General features: G+C 72.4%; 17 protein-coding genes. 7 read left to right on the forward strand and 10 right to left on the reverse strand.

What is annotated here, in order from left to right; genetic code table 11:
* Nucleotides 1-32 precede the first annotated feature (32 nt).
* Nucleotides 33-851, forward strand: coding sequence for an enduracididine biosynthesis enzyme MppR (gene mppR, locus AWQ68_RS17085; protein WP_066941479.1), 819 nt, complete (start codon nucleotides 33-35; stop codon nucleotides 849-851).
* On the opposite strand, the gene AWQ68_RS17090 is transcribed toward mppR, so the two are convergent.
* From AWQ68_RS17090 to AWQ68_RS17120, 7 genes are all read right to left on the reverse strand, one after another.
* Nucleotides 848-1,810: a cytochrome d ubiquinol oxidase subunit II gene (locus tag AWQ68_RS17090; RefSeq protein ID WP_066941481.1), complete on the reverse strand. Its 963-nt coding sequence runs from the start codon at nucleotides 1,808-1,810 to the stop codon at nucleotides 848-850. The genes mppR and AWQ68_RS17090 overlap by 4 nt on opposite strands.
* Before the next feature lie 15 nt (nucleotides 1,811-1,825).
* Complete coding sequence (locus AWQ68_RS17095; RefSeq protein ID WP_066941483.1) at nucleotides 1,826-3,082, reverse strand: cytochrome ubiquinol oxidase subunit I; 1,257 nt, start codon at nucleotides 3,080-3,082, stop codon at nucleotides 1,826-1,828.
* Nucleotides 3,083-3,231: 149 nt separating this feature from the next.
* Nucleotides 3,232-3,486: an acyl carrier protein gene (locus AWQ68_RS17100; protein WP_066941485.1), complete on the reverse strand. Its 255-nt coding sequence runs from the start codon at nucleotides 3,484-3,486 to the stop codon at nucleotides 3,232-3,234.
* Nucleotides 3,487-3,501: 15 nt separating this feature from the next.
* Nucleotides 3,502-4,947 carry an MFS transporter gene (locus AWQ68_RS17105; RefSeq protein WP_066941486.1) on the reverse strand — a complete coding sequence of 482 codons (1,446 nt, stop codon included), beginning with the start codon at nucleotides 4,945-4,947 and terminating at the stop codon, nucleotides 3,502-3,504.
* A 109-nt stretch (nucleotides 4,948-5,056) separates the two neighbouring features.
* Entirely contained in the window at nucleotides 5,057-6,640 is a 1,584-nt protein-coding gene (locus AWQ68_RS17110; RefSeq protein WP_066941488.1) for an FAD-dependent monooxygenase, read from the reverse strand.
* Complete coding sequence (locus tag AWQ68_RS17115) at nucleotides 6,637-7,665, reverse strand: methyltransferase (RefSeq protein WP_066941489.1); 1,029 nt, start codon at nucleotides 7,663-7,665, stop codon at nucleotides 6,637-6,639. Before AWQ68_RS17115 ends, AWQ68_RS17110 begins: the two co-directional genes overlap by 4 nt.
* Nucleotides 7,662-9,155, reverse strand: a complete 1,494-nt coding sequence (locus AWQ68_RS17120) for a peptide MFS transporter (RefSeq protein WP_084464096.1) — start codon at nucleotides 9,153-9,155, stop codon at nucleotides 7,662-7,664. Before AWQ68_RS17120 ends, AWQ68_RS17115 begins: the two co-directional genes overlap by 4 nt.
* Nucleotides 9,156-9,384: 229 nt before the next feature.
* Here AWQ68_RS17120 and AWQ68_RS17125 point away from each other — a divergent pair, with 229 nt between their 5' ends.
* Nucleotides 9,385-10,611 (forward strand): cytochrome P450, encoded by a 1,227-nt coding sequence (locus AWQ68_RS17125; protein WP_066941491.1) that lies wholly within the window; start codon nucleotides 9,385-9,387, stop codon nucleotides 10,609-10,611.
* Nucleotide 10,612: 1 nt separating this feature from the next.
* On the opposite strand, the gene AWQ68_RS17130 is transcribed toward AWQ68_RS17125, so the two are convergent.
* Nucleotides 10,613-11,278 (reverse strand): response regulator, encoded by a 666-nt coding sequence (locus AWQ68_RS17130; protein WP_066941492.1) that lies wholly within the window; start codon nucleotides 11,276-11,278, stop codon nucleotides 10,613-10,615.
* Nucleotides 11,275-12,438 (reverse strand): sensor histidine kinase, encoded by a 1,164-nt coding sequence (locus AWQ68_RS17135; protein WP_066941494.1) that lies wholly within the window; start codon nucleotides 12,436-12,438, stop codon nucleotides 11,275-11,277. The genes AWQ68_RS17130 and AWQ68_RS17135 overlap by 4 nt, the downstream gene beginning before the upstream one ends.
* A gap of 135 nt (nucleotides 12,439-12,573) precedes the next feature.
* Here AWQ68_RS17135 and AWQ68_RS17140 point away from each other — a divergent pair, with 135 nt between their 5' ends.
* From AWQ68_RS17140 to AWQ68_RS17160, 5 genes are all read left to right on the forward strand, one after another.
* On the forward strand, nucleotides 12,574-13,011 hold the full coding sequence (locus tag AWQ68_RS17140; protein ID WP_066941496.1) for a cupin domain-containing protein: 438 nt from the start codon (nucleotides 12,574-12,576) through the stop codon (nucleotides 13,009-13,011).
* A complete protein-coding gene (locus AWQ68_RS17145) occupies nucleotides 13,008-14,276 on the forward strand; it encodes a beta-ketoacyl-[acyl-carrier-protein] synthase family protein (protein WP_084464097.1) in 1,269 nt (422 codons plus the stop codon). The genes AWQ68_RS17140 and AWQ68_RS17145 overlap by 4 nt, the downstream gene beginning before the upstream one ends.
* Nucleotides 14,273-15,529 carry a ketosynthase chain-length factor gene (locus AWQ68_RS17150; protein ID WP_066941498.1) on the forward strand — a complete coding sequence of 419 codons (1,257 nt, stop codon included), beginning with the start codon at nucleotides 14,273-14,275 and terminating at the stop codon, nucleotides 15,527-15,529. Before AWQ68_RS17145 ends, AWQ68_RS17150 begins: the two co-directional genes overlap by 4 nt.
* Before the next feature lie 174 nt (nucleotides 15,530-15,703).
* Complete coding sequence (locus AWQ68_RS17155) at nucleotides 15,704-16,537, forward strand: AfsR/SARP family transcriptional regulator (RefSeq protein ID WP_066941500.1); 834 nt, start codon at nucleotides 15,704-15,706, stop codon at nucleotides 16,535-16,537.
* 537 nt (nucleotides 16,538-17,074) lie between these two features.
* Nucleotides 17,075-18,928, forward strand: coding sequence for a serine hydrolase domain-containing protein (locus AWQ68_RS17160; protein WP_066941502.1), 1,854 nt, complete (start codon nucleotides 17,075-17,077; stop codon nucleotides 18,926-18,928).
* On the opposite strand, the gene AWQ68_RS17165 is transcribed toward AWQ68_RS17160, so the two are convergent.
* A complete protein-coding gene (locus tag AWQ68_RS17165; RefSeq protein ID WP_084464098.1) occupies nucleotides 18,913-21,108 on the reverse strand; it encodes a sensor histidine kinase in 2,196 nt (731 codons plus the stop codon). The two genes, AWQ68_RS17160 and AWQ68_RS17165, sit on opposite strands and share 16 nt — an antisense overlap.
* Between the last annotated feature and the right edge of the window lie 58 nt (nucleotides 21,109-21,166).

Raw genomic sequence — 21,166 nt, forward strand, 5'->3', positions numbered from 1 at the left:
TCCGGGCCCGGCGGCGTACTTACGCTGCGCCCATGACCAGCGTGACGCGCCACACCGGACCCGTCGGTTATTCGCTGCCGCTCTCTCCCTCCGGGACCTCTTCCATGATCACCCCGCCGCCCTGGCATTTCTCCGGCGAGGTGGTGATGGTCGACTACCGGCTGGACCCGGCGGCGGCCGAGTGCTTCCTGCCACCCGGCCTGGACGCGGGCCCCGATCCGGGGAGGGCCGCCGCCGTGTTCGCCGAGTGGCAGTGGTGCTCGGACTCCGGGACCGAGCTGCGCGACCCGGCGCGGTGCCGCTTCTCCGAGTTCCTCATCCTCCTGGCCTGCGCGCACCGGGGCGAGCCGATGGCCCGCTGCCCCTACGCGTGGGTGGACCAGGCGGTGCCGCTCGTCCGTGGCTGGGTGCAGGGGATGCCCAAACAGCACGGCGTCGTCCACCTGACCCGCCCCGTCACCGTGGGTCGCGCGGGACCGCGCATGGCTCCCGGAGGACGCTTCTCCGGCGCCCTCAGTGTGCGCGGCCGACGGCTCGCCGCGGCCGCCGTGACCCTGGAGGGCCGCTCGGAGCCGCCCGAACTGCACACGCTCCCCCTGGTCCACAGCAGGTTCTTTCCTTCCTGGATCCCCGGCGACGTCCCGGTGAACGAGTTGGTCGCCTCGCGGGTGACCGGCGTCGAGTTCGGCGAGGTCTGGTCCGGCCCGGCGGAGCTGGCCTTCCCGCTCGATCCGGGCGACGACCCGGACATGGCCCTGCTGGCGCCGGTCGAGGTCGGCTCCGGGCATGTGTTCTCCTACGCCGAGACCCTGCACGGCGGTCGCCGGCTCGCTAGGGAGGCGCTCCTCTAGAAGAAGACCACCGTGCCGGCGTCCACCCGTCTCCGGAAGGCCCACCACATCCACGCCTGGGCCGCGACCAGCAGCGGCAGGGTGACGAGGGCGAAACCGCCGAGCGTGCGCAGAGTGTCGTCGTCCGCCGCCGCGCCCGGCAGGTCCCCGGCGAGCCGTACGAGCAGCACCGCGACAGGGGACGCGGCGGCGAGGGAGGTGAGCGTGAGCGCCCGGCCGTGCCTCCCCCGCCGCACCGCCGCCCGCGCGGCCCACAGGGCGGCCGCGCCCAGGCCGCCGATCAGGACGGCGGAGAGCAGGACCTCCCATCGCTTCGGCAGCACCAGGACGGCCCCGGCCGACACGGCCAACGCGAGCAGTCCCGCGGCCGGGCGCAGCAGGCGCGCAGCCGTCGCCTCGGCCCGCTTCATCAGATCCCCCGACAGCCGTACCGCGAGGAAGACGGACCCGTGCGCGGCGAACAGCGCGACCATCGCCACCGCCCACAGCAGTGGGTACGGCCCGGCCAGCCGCGCCGCCCCGGCCGTCGCGCCCGCCGGGGGGAGGCCGGCGAGCGCGGCCCCGATGAACAGGCCCCAGAAGGCGGCGAACGCGGCGCTGGTCACGACCAGCATCCGGTCCCAGCCCGCCCGCCAGCCGAGCGACCCGCGCCGGCTGCGGAACCAGATCGACGCGTCACGCAACACCCAGACGAGCAGGCCCACCACGACCAGCGGGTACATCCCGCCCAGCGCCCGGTCCTTGACCAGTGGGAACGCGCCGGCGAGCACACCGCCGACGGCCACCAGCCACACCTCGTTGCCGAGGAAGAACGGGCCGATCGCGGTGAGGAGCGCCCGCCGCTCCCCCTCCGTGTGGCCGACCCGGCGGAGCAGCAGACCGGTGCCGATGTCGAAGCCGTCCACCACGAAGTAGCCGCAGAACAGCAGCCCCAGCAGGACCGCCCATACGAGATCCACCGTTTCCTCCTGTGTTCAGTAGGCCGTCAGACGGTCCCTGGCGGGCTCGGCGAGCGTCGTCCCGAACAGCGTGTGGCGGGGTCCCCTGCGGGCGTACGTGGCGATCAGCCAGTAGTCGAGGACCACGAGCAGCCCGAGCACCAAGGTGAAGCCGACGTAGGAGGCGAGCACGAGCCCGGGAGGGACGTCCGACACCGCCTTCTCGGTGGTCAGCAGGCCGTATACCGCCCAGGGCTGCCGGCCCACCTCCCGTACCAGCCAGCCCATGATCACCAGCACGAATGGCACCGGCATCATCACGACCAGCGCGTAGAGCGGCACGCGCAGCCGTACCAGCCAGTTCCGGAACAGCAGCACGAGGCAGGCGAGGGTGGCGAGGGCGAGAACGAAGGCGCCGTTCATCATGATCTGGTAAGGGATCGCGATCCAGGAGGGCGGCGCGAAGTCGCCGGGGCCGAACCGCTGCAGCATCAGCTGCCGCGCGGCCTCCAGCCGGGCGGGCTCCTGGTACATGACGGCGAGCTTCATCGGCTGGTACCGCTCGATCGCGACCTCCTGCAGGAAGCCGAAGTGGATGATCGAGAACGCGCCGACGGGGGCGGCGACGACGCCCCATCGCAGCGAGCGGCGGAAGACCTCCACCTCGTCCGTCCGCCGGATGAAGTGCCAGGCGCTGATCCCGGCCACGAACAGCCCTCCGGCCAGCAGCGCCGCCGATACGACGTGCAGGAGGGAGTCGGTCAGGCTGTCGTTCCGCAGCAGCGCGCCGAAATCGGTCAGATAGGCCCGGCCGTTCCGCATCTCATGGCCGACGGGGTTCTGCAGGAAGGCGTTGGCCGCCAGAACCCACAGCGCCGAGGCGTACGCGGCGACCGCGACCAGCCAGATCAGCGCCAGGTGGATCCACTTGGGCAGCCGGTTCCAGCCGAAGATCCACATGCCGAGGAACGTCGCCTCGACGAAGAAGGCGATCAGCGTCTCCAGCGCCAGCGGCGCCCCGAAGACGTTGCCCGCGACCTCGGACAGCCCGCCCCAGTTCAGCCCGAACTGGAACTCCATCACCAGGCCCGTGACGATGCCCAGGGCGTAGTTGATGACGTACAGCGTGCCCCAGAACTTCGTCATGCGGGCGTAGACGGCCTTGCCGGAGACCGCGTAGGCGGTCTGCATGCCGGCGACGAACACGACCAGCCCGAGCGAGAGGGTCACGAAGAGGAAGTGCAGGGAGGTCGTGGTCGCGAACTGCAGCCGTGCCAGGAGAAGGGTGTCCATATCGCTCCGAGTGCTTCCGTCACCGGACAGGCCTGATCACGATGATCAAGCCTGTCACGGCGGCCGGGGATCGTCATCGGGTCATGGGCGGCTTGTGCGGCTGCTCCCCGGGGAGCAGCCGCGTGTCCGGGCTACTCCCCCGGGAGTAGTCAGGCGGCCTCGGCGAGCCTGGCGTCGACCAGGGCGAGGAAGTCCCTCGGTGTGGCCGACTCCACCGCGTCGTCGCCGAGCTTCACACCGAGCTCGCGTTCCACGCGGACGGTGATCTCCAGCACCGCCAGCGAGTCGTACTGCAGGTCGGCGAACGACGTGTCAAGGATGTCGCCGTCGAGGTCGACGCCGGCGTCCTCCCCCGCCGCCTCGCGCATGACCCGCCGCAGGTCCTGAAGGGTGAACTGACTCATCGCTGACTCCTCTTCTCAACTGGCTTGCCGCCCGCCGGCGGGCACCGGGGGCCGGGACGGAACATGCGGGACGCGCAGCAGCAGCGCCGCGACCAGGCCGCCGGCGGCGCACGCCGCCGCGATGGCGAAGACGACGCCCGCCGCGGCCGCGTGCTCTCCGGTGCGCGCGAGTTCGGACCGGAACACGCCGCTCAGCGCGGCCAGCCCGAGCATGCCGCCGAGCTGGCGGCTGAGCGACTGGACGGCGAGCGCCGCCCCGAGGTCGGGACGCGGCGCGTGGTTCATCACCGCGACCGAGTAGACCTGGAACATCAGGCCCAGGCCGACCCCGAAGCACGCCGTCCACACGGCGATCGGCCCGGGGGCGACGCCGCCGTACGCGGTCTGGGCGGCCAGCCCGACCAGACCCGCCAGGAGCAGCACGCCGCCGGCGACGCCGAACGCCTGGGGGTGGCCAAGGCGCGCCATCAGGGGGCTCCCGCCGAGGGACGCGACGAGCGTCCCCGCGGTGATCGGGAGCAGCGCGGCCCCCGCTCCGGTGACGCTCGCGCCGGACGCGACCATCAGCAGCGGCAGGAAGGTGATGGCGGCGAACATGGCGAGCCCGGTCACGAAGCCCTGGACGTTCGCCGCGACGAGGACGCGGTCACGGAACAGCCGCAGCGGCACGATCGGCCGGGCGGCGCGGCGCTCGGCCCGCACCCACAGCGCCGCCAGGAGTACGACGGCCGCGGCCAGGCCGACCACGACCGGCGATCCCCAGGCGTACTCCGTGCCCGCCCAGCTCGACAGCAGGACCAGACACAGGCACCCCCCGCCGAGCAGCGCCGCCCCGGCGTAGTCGACGGCGGCCGCGCCCTCGGGTCGGGCCAGCCGAGCGGTGGCGATCAGGACGAGCGCGACCAGCGCCACCGGAACCGTGAGGAAGAACGTCCACCGCCAGCCCATCGCGTCGGTGACCAGGCCGCCGACGAACGGGCTCAGCGCGGTGAAGACGTTCATCCCGGTGGCGAAGTAGATCTGGTGACGTACGCGCCGCCGCGGGTCGAGCAGCTCGGCGTAGACGGCGACGGCCGACACCATCAGCCCGCCCGCCCCCACGCCCTGGACAGCGCGGAAGACGACCAACTCGATCATCGACCCGGACAGCCCGCACAGCACCGAACCGGCCGACAGCACGGCGAGCGCCGTCACGAACACCGGCTTGCGCCCGAAGACGTCGCCGAACCTGCCGTACAAGGGCGTGGTCACCGTGGAGGCGAGCACGGCGCCCGTGGTGACCCAGGCGAACAGGTCCAGATCGCCGAACTCCGCGACGACGGCCGGCAGAGCCGCGGCCGTGATGTTCAGATCGACCACGGCGAGCAGCTGGGCGAGCATGACGGCCGCCAACGGGAGAATCAGACGGCGGCCGGTCGGCCGGGCGGCCGGATCGGACGCGGTCAGGTCGGACAGCGCCACGGATCACCCTCCCCGTGTCCGCTCTCCGGCTCCGGCGGCACGCACCAGTACAGCTGGGCCGTGCCGAGAAGCCCAAGAAACCGTAGGAACGACTCGCACATCGGATGCCTCAGCTCCGTCCGCTCGTCGGCGTGGGGCGCAGTACGCCGCGCAGCGCCGCACGCAGCTCGCCGGCCGGATCGGGGACCGCGTGCGGCCGGCGCCACGCGACGATCCCGTCCGGGCGGACGAGCACCGCCCCGCCGGCGCCGACGCCGTAGCGGCGGCACCACTCGGCTCCCCCGTCGGCGACGAGGCCGTCGGTCATCGTGGACGCGGCCACGTCGACGCCCAGCTCCGCCGACGCGCTCCGGGCCGCCGCCGTCCAGCTCTCCCCGCCCGGCCCGGCGAGCACGGTGAAGGAGCGGCCGAACAGGTCCAGGGTCGAGCCGCCCGCGCGGGTGAGCGCCACGTGCGGCGCGCGGGTGCCGACCTGACCGCCCGGCTCCCGAGGGTCGGTCACGGGCGGGGCCGCCGGCTCCGGTTCGGCGAGCGCGCCCGCGCGGTACCGGTGGCCGAAGGTGAGCGTCAGGTCGTCGATCAGCCCGGCGCCCGCCGCCGGAGGCCCGAACCCGGTGCGGGTGGTCACCCGGCGCAGGCACTGGTCCACGGTCAGGTCGGCCACCGGCGCCCGCTCGGCCTCGTAACTGTCGAGCAGCCCGGGCCCGGCCGGGCCGCGCAGCACGAGGCCGAGCTTCCAGGCCAGGTTGTGCGCGTCCTGGATGCCGGTGCTCGCCCCGAACCCGCCCACCGGCGGCATCACGTGGGCCGCGTCGCCCGCCAGGAACGCCCGCCCCTCGCGATAGCGGGTGGCGCAGAGCGCGGACAGCTCCCACGTCTGCCGGTCCAGGATGCGTACGGGCAGGTCCTGCACGCCGAGGGCCGCGCGTACCAGCTCCAGGCAGCGGTCCTCGGGGTGGTCGGGGGCCCGTTCCGGATGCTGGATGTAGAGGATGCCCTGGCGCAGCGTGTCGTCGTGGACCAGCAGCCCGTCCACCCGCTCGTTGCGCACCTGGCAGATGGCGAACCGCCGGTCGCCCAAAGGGCCGCGCAGGTCGGCCTCGAACACGATGCTGAGCTGGTAGGCCAGCGCGCGTGTCCCCTTGAGCTCGATGCCAAGCCGTTCGCGGGTGCGGCTGCGTGCCCCGTCGGCGGCGACGAGATAGCGCGCCCGCAGCCGGCCGCCGTCACGCAGGACGAGCGTCACGCCGTCGGCGTCCTGGGTGAAGTGGTCGACCTCACGGCCGAAGCTCACGGCGGCGCCGAGTTCCTCCGCGCGCCGCCGTACCAGCGGCTCCAGGCGGTCCTGGCTGCACAGCGCCCACGGCGACGGGCTGATCGCGTCCAGCTCGCCGCCCGAGGGAAGGTCCGCGCGGAACAGCTCACGGCCGGTGAGGCTCTCCACCCGGGCTCGCATCGTGTGGTCGGCGAAGCCCGCGCCCGCCTCCCGTACGGCCGGCTCCAGCCCGATCTGCCGCAGCAGCTCGACGGCCCTGGGGTTGAACCCCCGGGCCCGGGGGTGGGCGGAGGGCCGGGCCCGCCGCTCCAGCACCTGGCACCGGACGCCGTGCCAGGCGAGGAAGGCGGCGGCCGACAGCCCCACGACCCCGCCGCCCACGACGACGACGTCGGTCGACTCGGTCCGGGTGCTCATAGCGGACGGCGGGCGACGATCAGCGTGTTGTGGGCGCCGAGCGAGGACGAGGTGATCTCCGCGAAACCCGCCTCGGTGAGCCAGGTCCGGCACTCCGCCGTCGTGTACTCCGACCCGTGCGGCGTCACCATGAGCATGTTCAGGCTGGTGAGCAGGGCGCCGGCCGAGCCGCGCCGGTCCTCGTCGATCATCGGGTCGCAGATCAGCAGCACCCCGCCGGGCGGCAGCGCCTCGAACGCCGAGGCGACGAGCCGGCGGCGCTCGGGCACACCCCAGTCGTGCAGAACGTGGCTCATGACCAGTGCCTGCGCCGAGGGCATGGGGTCCTCGAAGAAATTGCCGGCGTGGAACGTCACCTTGCCGGTGAGCCCGAGCTGCTCCATGTGCTCGTGAAACACCGGCTCCACGCCCGGCAGGTCCTGGACGCCGACGGTCAGGTCCGGGTGGCGGCGCAGGATCGCGGCGACCAGGTTGCCGCGGGCCCCGCCGACATCCACGACCGAGTCCACCGACGACCAGTCGAACGCCTCGGCCAGCGCCGGACCGATCATGCCGTTGAGGTAATCCATGCCGGCGGTGAAGTTCCGCCAGGCGGCCGTCGTGCGGTACTGCTCGGTGAACATCTCCGGTCCGGACCCCCAGCGGTTCTGCGGCTCGCCGCTGCGCAGCGCGTCGATGAGCCGGTTCCATCGGGCGTCGGCGTTGCTCAGGAACGCCCCGACATAGGACGGCCGGTCCTCGTTGAGGTAGTGCTCCGCGATCGGCGTGTTGCGGTAGACACCGCCCTCGCGCTCAAGCATGTCCAGGGCCACGAGCGCGTCCAGGAAGTCCCTGGTGCCCCTGGGGTGCAGCCCGAGGCGCGCGCCCAGCTCCTCGGCCGTGGCGGGCCGCTCGGACAGGCTGGTGAACACCCCCAGCTCGGCCGCGGTGAGGATGGTCTTGCGGCTGAAGTACGCGGTGCCGAGCCGCCAGAGCGGTTCCGCGCTGACCGCTTCGGCGGGCGGGTGGTGCAGGTGCGTGGTCATGAGACCTCCGTCGGTGAGAGGGCCGGCGTGTCCAGCCCGAGCCGGGTGTTGATGCGCCTGCGGCCGATCGCGAGCGCGGCCGCCACGGCGACCGGAAGCAGCGACAGGCCGAGGAAGTACGCGGGAGCGGGGACGGATCCTCCGGACATCGCGACGCGGGCGAGCTGGCCGCCGACCACGGCGCCGACCGCCCCGGCGAGCCACCACAGACCCATCAGCTGGCCGGAGGCCCCGGGCAGGGCGATCTGGGCGGTGGCCCCCAGGCCCGCGGCTCCGACGACGAGTTCGGCGCAGGCCTGGAGCAGGTAGACGACGGTGAGCCACGCCGGCGAGACCGGGCCGGTCGCGGCGAGGCCCGCGGCCGACGCCATCAGCAGGAAGCTGACGGCCGCCAGGGAGAGGCCCAGCGCGAGCTTGACCGGCACGTTCAGCCTCCGTCCCGGCCCGGTCGAGATCCGGGCCACGACCGGGGCGACCAGGAGCACGAACAGCGGGTGCAGCGTCTGGAACCAGCTCGCGGGAACGGTGAAGCCGAGGACGGCGCGCTCGGTGGCCACGGCGGCGAACTGGTTGAGCACCGAGTTCCCCTGGCCGGCCAGGAGGAAGAACACCGCCGTCGCCAGGAAGACCCAGCCGTACGAGCGCAGCCTCCGGCGGTCGTCCGCGCTGACCGCGGGCCCTTTCATGATCGCGCGGGCGTACGGGATGGGCGCGAACAGGACAAGCAGGCCGAGCCCGGCGACGAAGTGCTCCATGCGGGCGGTCCCGGCCAGGACGTCGAGCGCCGCGAGGGCCGCGACGGCCCCGACTCCGAGCGCGGTGCGCCGGGCGACGCGCCGCAGGGTCTCCGGGGCGGCCGGCTGGCCGGGCCGCCGCCCGACGTCGCCGAGGTGGCGGCGGCCGCGCAGGTAGGTGGCCAGGCCGACGCCCATGCCGACCGCCGCGGCCCCGAAACCCAGGTGCCAGTTCACCCGCTCGCCGAGGAAGCCGGTGACGATGGGCGCGGTGAGGGCCCCGGCCTGGATGCTGATGAAGAACACCGAGAAGCCCGCCTCGCGCCGAGCCGCCGCCCGCTCCGGGTAGAACGCGCCGAGCAGCGCGGACAGGTTGGGTTTGAGCAGGCCGGTTCCGGCCGCGATCAGCGCGATGCCGGGGAAGAACGCGGCGCGGAACGGCAGGGCCAGGCACAGGTGCCCGGCGGCGATGACGGCCCCGCCGTACCCGACGGCCCGCTGGGCGCCGAAGACCCGGTCGCCGAGCCACCCGCCGGGAACGGACGCGACGAAGGTCGCCGAGACATAGAGCCCGACGAGCGCGCCCGCGCCGCCCGCGTCCATGCCGAGCCCGCCGTCGCGCGGGGACGCGCTCGCGTACAGGAAGAGGATCGCCATCATCCCGAAGAAGCTGAACCGCTCCCACAGGTCGATCTTGAACAGCGTGCTGAACCAGCGCGGCTGGCGCCATGGCCAGAGCTCCTGCGGTGGTGACATCTACTCCAACTCCCGAGGTCGGCCGTCGGCGGTGATGCTGGCAGCCGGATCTCGCGCCGCATTCGTGTTCCGCTGGTGCGCTGCGCCCCGCCGGTACGCCACCCGGCGGGCTCCAGCGCCTCTCCAGGCCGCCGCGACCTTCGGCCGGGACGCTGAGGCCCCCGCGGATCCCGTACGGGCCGGTTCCCGTGCGGACGGCGAGAACCCCCTGGCAGAGAGGAGTGCCGAGATGACCGCCCAGGAGACCCAGCGGACCGCGACCGGCGACGGCGAGAGGCCGCGCTTCCCGTTCGCGGCCCGGTGCCCGGGAGAGCCGGCGCCCGAGTTCGACCGGCTGCGGGCGGACCGGCCGGTGGCGAGGGTGACGTTCCCCACCGGGGACACGGCGTGGCTGGTGACCGGCTACGAGGACAACCGGACGGTCCTGAGCGACCCGCGTTTCAGCCGGGCCCTCACCACGCGTCCGGGGGCGCCGAGGCTGCAGCCGATCCCGCCCGACCCCGCCTCGCTGTTCAGCATGGACGCGCCCGAGCACACGCGGTTGCGCCGCCTGGTCGCCCCGGCGTTCGGCAACCGCCGGATGGCCGCGCTACGGCCGGTGATCGAGCGTGAGGTGGAGCTGCTGGTGGACGGCCTCGTCGCCGCCGGCCCACCGGCCGATCTGGTGTCGGGCCTGGCCCGCCGGCTGCCGATCACGGTGATCTGCGAGCTGCTCGGAGTACCCACCGCGGATCGCGAGCGGATCGCCGGCTGGGTGGACGTGCTGCTGAGCCTGACCCGGTTCCGGCCGGAGGACGTGGCGCGGGCCAGGGCCGACCTCAAGGGCTACCTGGAGGGACTGGTCGCCGCCAAGCGGGAGAGCCCGGCCGACGACCTGTTCAGCGAGCTGATCGCGGCCCGGGACTCCGGCGACGCGCTCAGCGAGGAGGAGCTGGTGATGATGGGCGCCACCGTGCTGACCGGCGGGTTCCTCAGCACCGCGAGCGAGATCGCCCTGTCGTTCCTGTGCCTGTTCCGCCACCCGGAGCAGCTCGCCGCGCTGCGCGCGCGTCCCGAGCTGCTGCCGTCGGCGGTGGACGAGTTGCTCCGCTACAACGCGCTGACCACCGGCGGCGGCCTGCTGCGCGTCGCCTCCGAGGACGTACGGCTCGGCGGCGTGACGATCGCGGCGGGCGAGGCCGTTCTGCCCGCGATCTCGGCGGCCAACCGGGATCCCGACGTGTTCGACGAGCCCGGGCGGTTCGACGTGACCCGCGAGAGCAACCCGCACCTGACCTTCGGCCTGGGCATCCACTACTGCCTGGGGGCGCGGCTGGCCAGGATCGAGCTGGAGCTCGCCCTCGCGGTGACGCTCCGCCGCCTGCCGGGGCTGCGGCTCGCCGTGCCCGTCGGTGAGTTGCGCGCGGAAGGCGGTCATCTCATCCGCGGCCTGCCGGAGCTGCCGGTCGCCTGGTGAGTCAGTGACGCGGGCGCGGGCGCACCAGTCCCGACTCGAAGGCGAACACCACGAGCTGGGCCCGGTCCCGCGCCGCGAGCTTGGTCATCGCGCGGCTCACGTGTGTCTTGGCGGTCGCGGGGCTGACCACCATGCGCTCGGCGATCTCCTGGTTGGACAGCCCGGCGGCGACGAGCGCCACGACCTCGCGCTCGCGGTCGGTGAGCACGTCCAGCTCGGGAGTGGGCGGCGGGTCGTAGGTCCGGCCGGCGTACTCGGTGATCAGACGGCGGGTGACGCTGGGGCTGAGCAGCGAGTCACCGGCCGCGACCACCCGTACGGCCTGGAGGAGCTGGGCGGGGTCGGTGTCCTTGACGAGGAAACCGCTGGCCCCGGCGCGCAGCCCCCGGAACACGTACTCGTCCAGCTCGAACATCGTGAGGATGACGACCCGCACGGTGTCGAGCCGCGGGTCGCCGGCGATGCGGCGGGTCGCCTCGATGCCGTCGAGCACCGGCATCCTGACGTCCATCAGCACGACGTCGGGGAGGAGCTCGGCGGCCCTCTCGACGGCCTGTCCCCCGTCAGCCGCCTCGCCGACCACCTCGATGTCCGGCTCGGAGTCGAGCAGGGCGCGCAGCCCCATCCTGATCAGCGGCTGGTCGTCCGCCAGCAGCACCGTGATCACGCCGCCGCGCTCCGTGCCGGTAGCCTCGCCTGCACCCTGAATCCCTTTCCCTCCGCCGGTCCGGCGGTGAACTCCCCGCCGATGGCCATGACCCGTTCCCGCATCCCGACCAGCCCGTTGCCCTCGCGCAGCGGCGCGCCCGCCGGCACGCCGGCGCCGTCGTCCGCGACCTCGACCAGGACGTCGCGATCGGTGATCCCGATCGTCACATGCGCTCGGCTGGCTCCGGCATGACGGATGACGTTCGTGAGCGACTCCTGGACGATACGGTAGACCGCCAGATCCACCCCGCCCGGCAGCTCGGGCCGTTCCTCCGGCAGGGTGACCGACACCTCCAGCCGCGCGTCGCGGGCGCGTTCGACCAGTTCGTGCAGGCGGTCCATCCCGGGAGCCGGGGCGAGGGGACGGCCGTCGTCGTCGACGGCGCGCAGCACGCCCAGCATGCTCCGCAGCTCGACCAGCACCTCCTTGCTGGCCTGGCGGATGGCGCCGAGCGCGGCGCGCGCCTGCTGCGGGTCGCGGTCGATCAGGTGCTCGGAGACCCCCGCCTGGAGGTTTATCACCGAGATGCTGTGGGCGAGGACGTCGTGCAGTTCCCTGGCGATGCGCAGCCGTTCCTCGGTGACGCGGCGCCTGGCCTCCTCCTCGCGGGCCCGCTCGGCCTGGGCCGCCTCCTCGCGCTCGGCCCGCAGCCGCTCGCGGCGGGCGCGCGTGACCTCGCCGCCCACGAGGATGACGGCCATCCAGGTCGCCAGCCACACCGTGCCCTGGACGTCGGGGGCGCGCCCCCAAAGGCCGCCGAGCAGGAACGTGGCCAGCGTCCACGCCACCATGGCGGCCACGGAGACGATCCTGCGGCCGGCGCTGACCGCGCTGAAGAGGGCGACGGCCGGCGGGATGGTGAAGGCCCCGCCCGGCAGGTTGAACACCTGGTAGCACAGCGAGCCCGCCAGCACGGCGACCATCGTCAGCGCCGGCGCCGTCCGCCGTGCCACCAGCAGCGCCGACATCCCGACAAGGATCAGGTATCCGGCCCAGTCGGGCAGCCGGCCGGGCGTGGACGACCAGGCGATGACCGCCGTCCCGCCGACCGTGACGGCGGCGACCGTCGCGGCCAGCAGCAGGTCGATCGCGGCGTCTCTGGACAGTGCGCGCGGCATAGGGGCCACTGTACGAACTTCAGTGCCTCTTGAGGAGGAGACCATGAGGCGTGGACGGCTCCTCGATTCCCGCCTGCAATCGTCCGGGCGAACGACATTTCCGGAGAAACCGGCCATTCCTACGAGGGGAGTCCGATGGCTGTGGAGCAGCTCCGCATCACGAAGATCGCGGCGGCCGACGTCAGTCCGAACCGGCGCAGGGGCGGGGACATCCGCGTCCTGCTCAGCCCGAAGACTGTAGGGACGACCAGCGGTTTCATGGGGGTTCTCACCCTCGCTCCGCGGGAGCACGTCTCCGAGCACTACCACCCGTACTCCGAGGAGTTCCTTTACGTGGTGCGCGGACGGCTGAGCATGCGGGTGGAGACCGAGGTCGTCGACCTGGAGCCCGGCGACGCGCTGGCGGTGCCGATCGGCGCCCGGCACCGGCTGGTCAACACAGGGGACGAGGAGGCCGTCGCCGTCTTCCACCTCGGCCCACTCGCGCCCAGCCCCGAGCTGGGGCACGTCGACACCGAGGAGCCGCCGCACGCCGCCGAGTCCACCCCCGAGGTGGGCGGAGGCCGCCGGTGAGCAGACGGGTCGTCATCACGGGGATGGGCCTGGTCACGCCGGGCGGGATCGGTACCAAGGCGTTCTGGGAGCAGCTCACGGCCGGGCGCACCGCGACCCGGCTGATCCGGGCGTTCGACGCGGGAGCCTTCCGCTCGCCGATCGCCGCCGAGGCGGATTTCGACCCGATCCTGGCCGGCCTCACCGCCCAGCAGGTGCGGCGGATGGACCGCGCCGCGCAATTCGCCGTCGCCTCGGCCAGAGAGGCGTTGGCCGACAGCGGCCTGGAGTCGGACGGCGTCGAACCGGGCCGGGTCGGGGTGAGCCTCGGCAGCGCCGTCGGCTGCACCGTGGGCCTGGAGGAGGAGTATGTCGTGCTCAGCGACGGCGGGCGACGCTGGCTCGTCGACCACGAGTACGGCGTCCCGCACCTGTACGGGTACATGGTGCCGAGCACCCTGGCCTGCGAGGTCGCCTGGGAGTGCGGTGCGGAGGGGCCGGTCCAGCTCGTCTCCAACGGCTGCACGTCCGGGCTGGACGCCGTGGGCTACGGCGCGCAGTTGGTGGCCGAGGGCACCGTGGACGTGGCGGTGGCGGGCGCGACCGACGCCCCGGTGTCCCCCATCACGGTGGCCTGCTTCGACGCGATCAAGGCCACCAGCCCCAACGTCGCCGACCCGGAGCACGCCTCGCGGCCGTTCGACCGGGACCGGGACGGGTTCGTTCTGGGCGAGGGCGCGGCCGTGCTCGTGCTGGAGGAGCTGGGCGCGGCGCGGGCGCGTGGCGCGCACATATACGCCGAGATCGCGGGCTACGCGGCGCGTAGCAACGCCTATCACATGACCGGGCTGAAACCGGACGGCAGGGAGATGGCCGAGGCCATCAGGGTCGCGCTTGACCAGGCGCGGCTCGCCCCGGCCGATGTGGACTACATCAACGCGCACGGCTCGGGCACCAAGCAGAACGACCGGCACGAGACCGCGGCGTTCAAGCGGAGCCTCGGCGCGCGGGCCTACGAGATCCCGGTCAGCTCGATCAAGTCGATGATCGGGCACTCGCTGGGCGCGATCGGCGCGATCGAGGTGGCCGCCTCCGCCCTGGCGCTGGAGCACCAGGTCGTGCCGCCGACGGCGAACCTGCACACGCCGGACCCCGAGTGCGACCTCGACTACGTGCCGCTGACCGCCAGGGACCACGCCATGGACGCGGTGCTGAGCGTCGGGAGCGGGTTCGGCGGATTCCAGACCGCGATGGTCCTGACCCGCCCCCGGGGGCTGGCGGCATGAGGGAACGCCTTGTCGTGACCGGGCTCGGGGTCGTGGCGCCGACCGGGTCCACCGCCGAGGAGCACTGGGCGGCCACGCTCGCCGGGCGCAGCGGCCTCGGACCGATCACCAGGTTCGACCCGGCCTCCTATCCGGTGCGGATCGCCGGAGAGGTCAAGGGGTTCGTCGCCACCGACCACATCCCCAGTCGGCTCACCACCCAGACCGACCACTGGACCCACATGGGCCTGGTCGCCGCCGCGAGCGCGCTCGCCGACGCCGGAGTCGTCCCGGCCGAACTGCCGGAGTACGAGATGGCCGTGGTGACGGCCAGTTCGTCGGGCGGGACGGAGTTCGGGCAGCGGGAGATGACCGGGTTGTGGAGCCGCGGCCCCGACCACGTGGGGGCCTACCAGTCGATCGCCTGGTTCTACGCGGCTACCACTGGACAGGTGTCGATCCGGCACGGCATGCGCGGCCCGTGCGCCGCCCTCGCCACCGAGCAGGCCGGCGGCCTGGACGCGGTGGGCCAGGCACGGCGGATGCTGCGGTCCGGGACGAGGCTCGCCCTGGTCGGCGGCACCGACGCGTCGCTGTGCCCGTACGGCCTGGTGGCGCAGCTGTCGAACCGGATGCTGAGCACGGTGCCGGACCCGTCGTGCGCGTACACGCCGTTCGACGTCGCGGCCTGCGGTTATGTGCCGGGCGAGGGCGGCGCGATGTTCGTCGTCGAACGGGCGGACGACCTGCCGGCGAGTCGTGGCCGCGGAGGCGCGGGTCCCGGCGACGGGAGCGCGGCAGGGCCGTACGGGGAGATCGCGGGATATGCCGCGACCTTCGACCCGCCGCCCGGCCGGGGACGGCCGCCGACGCTGCTGCGCGCCGTGGAGCTCGCACTGGCCGACGCCGGAGTGCGCCCGGACGAGGTGGACGTCGTCTTCGCCGACGCCATGGGCACCCCGGAGGCCGACCGGGTGGAGGCGGAGGCGCTGCGGACGCTGTTCGGCCCGCGCGGCGTCCCGGTGACCGCGCCGAAGACCATGACCGGCCGCATGTACGCGGGAGGGGCGGCGCTCGACATGGCGACGGCCCTGCTCTGCATGCGCGACGGCGTGATCCCGCCCACGGTCGCCGTGACCGAACCGGACGAGGCGCACGGACTCGACCTGGTCCTCGGCCGGCCCCGCGAGCTGCCCATACGTACCGCGCTGGTGGTGGCCAGGGGGAACGGCGGCTTCAATGCCGCCCTGGTCCTGCGAAAAATCGACGATTAGGAATCGTCCGTAAACCGAACATCGAACATAAGGGGACACAGCAGAACAAAGGTCACTAATTACTTCCGCTTTCGATTACATCGCCATATACTCGTTTCGATTCCCGTGCTGTCAGAAAGGCGTGTGAAGCCGTAGGACGGTCACGCCGAACACCCTTCTTCAGATAGGTGAGGCATGCTGGAGTTCAAAGTTCTCGGCGCGCTCGAAGTGCTTCATGACGGCCGTCATTGCACTCCGACGCCGCCGAAAGTGCTGCGGGTCCTGGCGGTTCTCCTGCTGAGAGCCAATCGGGTCGTCCCCGTTGAGACCCTGATCGAAGAGCTGTGGGGCGACTCGCCGGCCAGGACGGCGATCACGACGACACAGACCTACATCTACCAACTACGGAAGCTCATCGGGAGGCGGAGCACCGGCTCCACCGAGGAGATCCTCGTGACCAAGTGGCCCGGCTACCTGCTCCGGGTCCCGGAGGGCTCGTTGGACGCGGAGGTCTTCGACCGGCTTCTCGCGCGCGGCCGGGCGGAGCTGGACGAGGGCCGCCCGGAGCAGGCGGCGGAGACCCTGCGCGAGGCGCTCGCGTTCTGGACGGACTCGCCGCTGGCGAACGTCCCACAGGGCCGCATCCTCGCCGCGTACGCCTCCAGTCTGGAGGAACAGCGGATGCGCGCCATCGAGTTGCGTATCAGGGCCGACAGTCAGCTGGGCCGGCACGCGGAGCTCATCGGCGAGCTCCGGGACCTGGTCGTCGAGCACCCCTTCAACGAGTGGCTCCACGGCCAGCTGATCAGCGCGCTCAACCAGGTAGGCCGGCGCAGCGACGCGCTCCGCGCCTACCAGTCCGTCCGTTCGACCCTCCACAAGGAGCTGGGCCTCGAACCCTCCGCCCAGCTGCAACGGCTGCAGCACGAGGTGCTCGTCAACGGCCAGCGCGAGCTCGCGCACGTGCCGCAGCGGCAGCCCGCCGGGCAGGGCGCCGTACGTCGCGGCCTTCCGACATCGCACAACTAGTCCATAAGAATTAAATTCTGGACGATATACGGGTGGAAACGACGGGGAATTCGGGGTAAGTGCGGGGACGAACGGGGAATCTCGCGGGCATTCCGAGCAAGGCTCATTTATCTCGTTCCATAAGAGGACCGAGCAAGGCCGCTCAGATCACGAGATAGGGCTTTCTCTCATCGTGAGACGCGGAATGGCCGATGGTGGCCGTACATCATGACGTGCTCAGCGCCGAGTTCCGTCATGCCCGTGGACGCCTGTCAGACCGCCACTCCGGTGACACCGCCGGGGCCGCCATGCCGCTGACACCAGGCCGGACCCACCGTCGTCGCCGCCGTCGCCACATGGACCACAGGCCGGCTTCGAGGTCGAATCCTCACGCGAAGCCCGTCTCCGGAGCGCCCTCGGGCCGGCCCGGATGGCCCGTCTCCCCGGTGTTCTGTGATGGAGGAGCGGATCACTCGGCTGTCTGTCAGGATTTGACTTTCTTGAGCACCGGCGTCCCGTACGCGGGACCCGTCCTGTGCAGACCTGAGGAGTGCCCGTATGGACCGGAGACGTTTTCTCAGCCTGACCACCGCCACCGGAGCCGGCGTCGGCATGGCCACTGTGGGGTTCGGGCAGGCGGCATGGGCGGCGAGCTACCCCTACTTCAACCGTCGCGTGCCCGACGAGGCGCACACGAAGATGGGTGAGCTGGCGCCCTATGGCATCACCTCGTTCGCGTTCACGCCGTCCAACGGCTGGGTCGTCGTCACCCAGGACGGCCGTTTCTTCGCGCGCGGCATCCCCGACGCGTGTTTCGCCGAGCTCGGGAAGCTGACCAAGGCGGGCCGGAGGATCCATTGCGTGGCCTTCCCGCCCGAGGGCGGCGACCGGTGGGTGATCACCACGGACAAGGGGGTGTCCGCTCGCGGCATCCCCACGGAGTGCCAGCAGCGGATCACCGCCTCCTACGGCGCGGGCAAGCAGGTCGTCAACGTCGCCTTCCCCCCGGCGGGCGGCAACCGCTGGTCGGTGGTCGACACGGACGGCTTCTACGTCCGGGGCATCGACGACGAGTGCTACCAGATGATGCGCAACCTGACCCAGGGGGGACGCCGCGTCACCCACGTCGCCTTCCCCCGCGCCGGTGGGTGGGCGGTCGTCGCGCAGGACGAGTTCCACGCGCGCGGCATCGATGACGAGTGCTACCAGCAGATGGGCAAGCTCGCCGCGGGCGGCTGGCAGCTGCACAACGTCACCTTCTCGCCGACCGGCGGCTGGTCGCTGTGCTCGCGCGGCAAGGTTCCGTCCCTGCCCGCCGATCGGGTGCGCCAGGTCGAGAACGCGGTGCGCGACGGGGGCATCTGGCAGCGGATGGGCTACTGGAAGACGCCGGGCGTGGCGATCGCGGTGGTGACCGGCAACCGCGTCGCCTGGTCCACCGGCTACGGCTGGCTGGAGGCGGGCAGCGGGGCCGCCGCGCACCCCGAGACCGCCTTCCAGGCCGCCTCCATCAGCAAGGCCGTCGCCTCGGTCGGCGTACTGCGCCTCATGCAGACGCTCAAGAAGCCGCTGAGCAGCGACATCCGCCCCTACCTCGGCTGGCCCCTGCCCCGCCGCTCCTGTGTATCGGCCGACGCGGTGCCGACGATCGACCTCCTGCTGACCCACCGGGCCGGTGTCATCGGACGCGGCTCCACCTCTCCGGCGGACGTCTGCTCCGGCTTCAACACCACCGCGGGTGGCGGCTTCGCCGGCTACGCGCCGAACTCGACCGTGCCGTCACTGCTCCAGATCATGAACGGCGAGGGCAACTCGCCGAAGATCGAGCTCACCACCGACCCCGGCGCGGAGTACCACTACTCCGGCGCGGGGTTCGTCCTGTTGCAGCGGATGGTGGAGCAGCAGACCGGCCTGTCGATGGCCCAGTACATGGACAAGGAGGTGTTCGCGCCGCTCGGCATGAAGACCAGTTCGTACGCGCTGTCCCCGGCCTTCGAGCTCGCGTCGGGGCACACCTCCACCGGCGCGGTGATCCCCGGCAAGCGGAACCGCTATCCGGAGTCGGCCGCCGCGGGCCTCTACACGAACGTCCTCGACCTGTGCGGTCTCGTGTGCTACCTCAACAAGGCGTGGACCGCGTCCGGTGACATCGCGGGCCCGCTCAGCAAGGAGTCGGTACGGACGCTGCTCAGCAAGGGACCGCAGCCCGACATGGGCCGGGGCCTGTTCATCTCCGGGTCGGGGACGAAGAACTTCTCCTTCACCCACGACGGCTCCAACTACGGCTTCACGTCCGTGTTCACGGGCTATCCGGAACTGGGAGCCGGGTACGCCGTCCTGGCCAACGGTGACAACGGGAACCTGGTCGGCGAGATCGCCGCGTCCATCAGGTCGACCTATGGCTGGGCCTGATCCAGGCTCCCCCCGGTTCTCACCGGAGCCCGGTCGCCGGAGCGTACGGCGAGCGGCAGCGTGGCCTCCACCTGCGTCCCCGGCCCGGCGTCCGCGCCGGTCGCCGGGGCCCGGGTGACCAGGCAGGTGCCGCCCAGCTCGGCGGCGCGCTCGCGCATGGACGCGAAGCCGATGCCGGAGCGCCGATGCTCGGGCAGCCCCGTGCCGTCGTCGCGCACCCGTACGACCAGCGCGTGTTCCGAGCGGGCCAGCGTGACGGTGGCCCGGCTGGCGTCGGCGTGCTTGCGCACGTTGGTCAGCGCCTCCTGCGCGATCCGGTACGCCGCCACCTCCACCGCCGCGGGGAGGTCGCCTGTCTCGCCCTCCACCTCGACGTCGACGGTCGGCCCCGGCTCCACGGCGAGCGCGCGCACCGCACCGTGCAGGCCGAGGTCGTCCAGCATGGGCGGCCGCAGGCCGTAGACCAGCTCGCGGACCTCCTGGCTGACCGAGTCCATGCTGCCGCGCAGCTCCCGCAGCATCCGGTCGGCCGAGGACGGCGCCTCGCGCAGGCGCATTCGCGCGATGTTCAGTGACATCGACATGGAGGCGAGCGCCTGACCGAGGCCGTCGTGCAGGTCGCGGCGGAGCCTGCGCCGCTCCTCCTCGCGCGCGCTCAGGATGCGCTCCCGGGAACGCTGCAGGTCGGCCGCCGTCAGCACGGCGTGCGCCACGTCCGCGACGTACGGGGTCGCCGTCCGGATCAGCCGCTCGGTGTAGGCGGCCGAGAATCGGCGCGCTCCGGGCGGTCCGACCAGCATCCGGCCGACCGGCTCGCCGTGCCACACCAGCGGCACGACATACGGATCCGGTCCGGCCGCGCCCCGCTCCACCCGCATGCCCGCCGTACCGACCTCGACAGCGACGCCGGTGACACCGAGGCCGTCCTGCACCACCGCCGTGACGGCGGCCAGCGCGTTGCCCGGCTCGGTCTCGCCCACTTCATGGGCCAGCCTCCTCGCCAGTTCCTCGGGCCGGCCGTGCCTGCCGTACAGCATCACATCGGTCAGGCGGCGCAGGCGCGTGCGCAACGGCTCGAAGAACGCGCCCGCCGCCAGGGCGGCGGCCAGCCCCGCGACCTGGTCGTAGTCGGAGACGAACAGCCCGGCCAGGGCGCCGGTGCCGAAGTACACGGCGCCGACCGCGACGACCAGGCCGGTCGCGATGACGGTCCGGCTGATGACGGTGTCGATGCCGTACAGGCGGTAGCGCAGCACCGCGAAGGCGATCGCCACCGGAATCAGCCCGGTCCAGACCGTCCCCGGCAGCCAGTAGTCCTCGCCGAGCAGCGTGAACAGCGCGTAGACGGCGAACGCGACCAGCGGCCAGGCGAGCTGCCGGCGCGCCGCCGGGGTCGCGTGCCGCAGCCGTACCAGCAGGGAGAGCACCGTGAGCACCATGAAGGCGTTCACCAGCAGGGTCAGTGCCCCCTTCACCGCGGTGTGATAGGGAGCCAGGGCCTCGATCGCCAGCGGATTCGGGATGACCTGCGGCCAGCGGTACGTGCCGGCGGGCGGCGTCGGCCGCACCATGTTGTGCACGCCGTACGCGACGGTCGCGGCCAAACCGGCGATCGCCACCGGCAGCCAGCGCCGGGAGGGCAGGCGGTCGTCCGGCGAGAGCAGCGGTACGAGGATCGACAGCGCGCACGCCCCGACCGTCCATCCCGCGATGGCCAGGATGCGCAGCCACCCCGCGCTCTCCAGATGGCCGGCCGACGCCTGCGTGAACTGCAGCCCGGTCGCCATCACGTTGACCGCGCAGCCGAGGCCGCCGGCACACATCAGCCAGGCCAGCTTCAGGCGGGGACGGTACGCGATCAGGAAGGCGCCGACCAGCGGGAACATCAGGCCCGAGCCATGGTCGGGCGCCGTGGGCGGCCACGGCGCCCACTCCTTCGGCACCGACCACTGGATCGCGGTGCCGGCCACGGTCAGCGACACCGACAGCGCGGCCAGCACGGCGGCTGTCCCCCGCACCACCGCCACCCGCCGGGCGTCCATGTGACCTGCGCCGGGCTCGCCGCCTCCGCCGGGAAACGCGTTCCCGGACGCCGTTTCGCCCGCCCCCGCGGGCACACGTTCCGCGGCCGTCGACGCCCGGCTCCCGTCGGCGTCCTCGCCTGCCTTGACCGCTTGCATCCCTTACCCCCGCCAAGACCTTGCTGCCCCCCGGAATCTTCTATCGGAAAGTCGCAAA

This window comes from Microtetraspora fusca (assembly GCF_001570365.1).
GTDB classification, from domain to species: domain Bacteria; phylum Actinomycetota; class Actinomycetes; order Streptosporangiales; family Streptosporangiaceae; genus Microtetraspora; species Microtetraspora fusca.

Bases quoted from the DNA above. Each gene is read 5' to 3' on its own strand.
- AWQ68_RS17095 (WP_066941483.1), bottom strand. From the start codon at position 3,082: ATGGACACCCTTCTCCTGGCACGGCTGCAGTTCGCGACCACGACCTCC.
- AWQ68_RS17150 (WP_066941498.1), top strand. From the start codon at position 14,273: ATGAGGGAACGCCTTGTCGTGACCGGGCTCGGGGTCGTGGCGCCGACC.
- AWQ68_RS17100 (WP_066941485.1), bottom strand. From the start codon at position 3,486: ATGAGTCAGTTCACCCTTCAGGACCTGCGGCGGGTCATGCGCGAGGCG.
- AWQ68_RS17115 (WP_066941489.1), bottom strand. From the start codon at position 7,665: ATGACCACGCACCTGCACCACCCGCCCGCCGAAGCGGTCAGCGCGGAA.
- AWQ68_RS17135 (WP_066941494.1), bottom strand. From the start codon at position 12,438: ATGCCGCGCGCACTGTCCAGAGACGCCGCGATCGACCTGCTGCTGGCC.
- AWQ68_RS17120 (WP_084464096.1), bottom strand. From the start codon at position 9,155: ATGTCACCACCGCAGGAGCTCTGGCCATGGCGCCAGCCGCGCTGGTTC.
- AWQ68_RS17140 (WP_066941496.1), top strand. From the start codon at position 12,574: ATGGCTGTGGAGCAGCTCCGCATCACGAAGATCGCGGCGGCCGACGTC.
- AWQ68_RS17155 (WP_066941500.1), top strand. From the start codon at position 15,704: ATGCTGGAGTTCAAAGTTCTCGGCGCGCTCGAAGTGCTTCATGACGGC.
- AWQ68_RS17165 (WP_084464098.1), bottom strand. From the start codon at position 21,108: ATGCAAGCGGTCAAGGCAGGCGAGGACGCCGACGGGAGCCGGGCGTCG.
- AWQ68_RS17125 (WP_066941491.1), top strand. From the start codon at position 9,385: ATGACCGCCCAGGAGACCCAGCGGACCGCGACCGGCGACGGCGAGAGG.
- mppR (WP_066941479.1), top strand. From the start codon at position 33: ATGACCAGCGTGACGCGCCACACCGGACCCGTCGGTTATTCGCTGCCG.
- AWQ68_RS17160 (WP_066941502.1), top strand. From the start codon at position 17,075: ATGGACCGGAGACGTTTTCTCAGCCTGACCACCGCCACCGGAGCCGGC.
- AWQ68_RS17110 (WP_066941488.1), bottom strand. From the start codon at position 6,640: ATGAGCACCCGGACCGAGTCGACCGACGTCGTCGTCGTGGGCGGCGGG.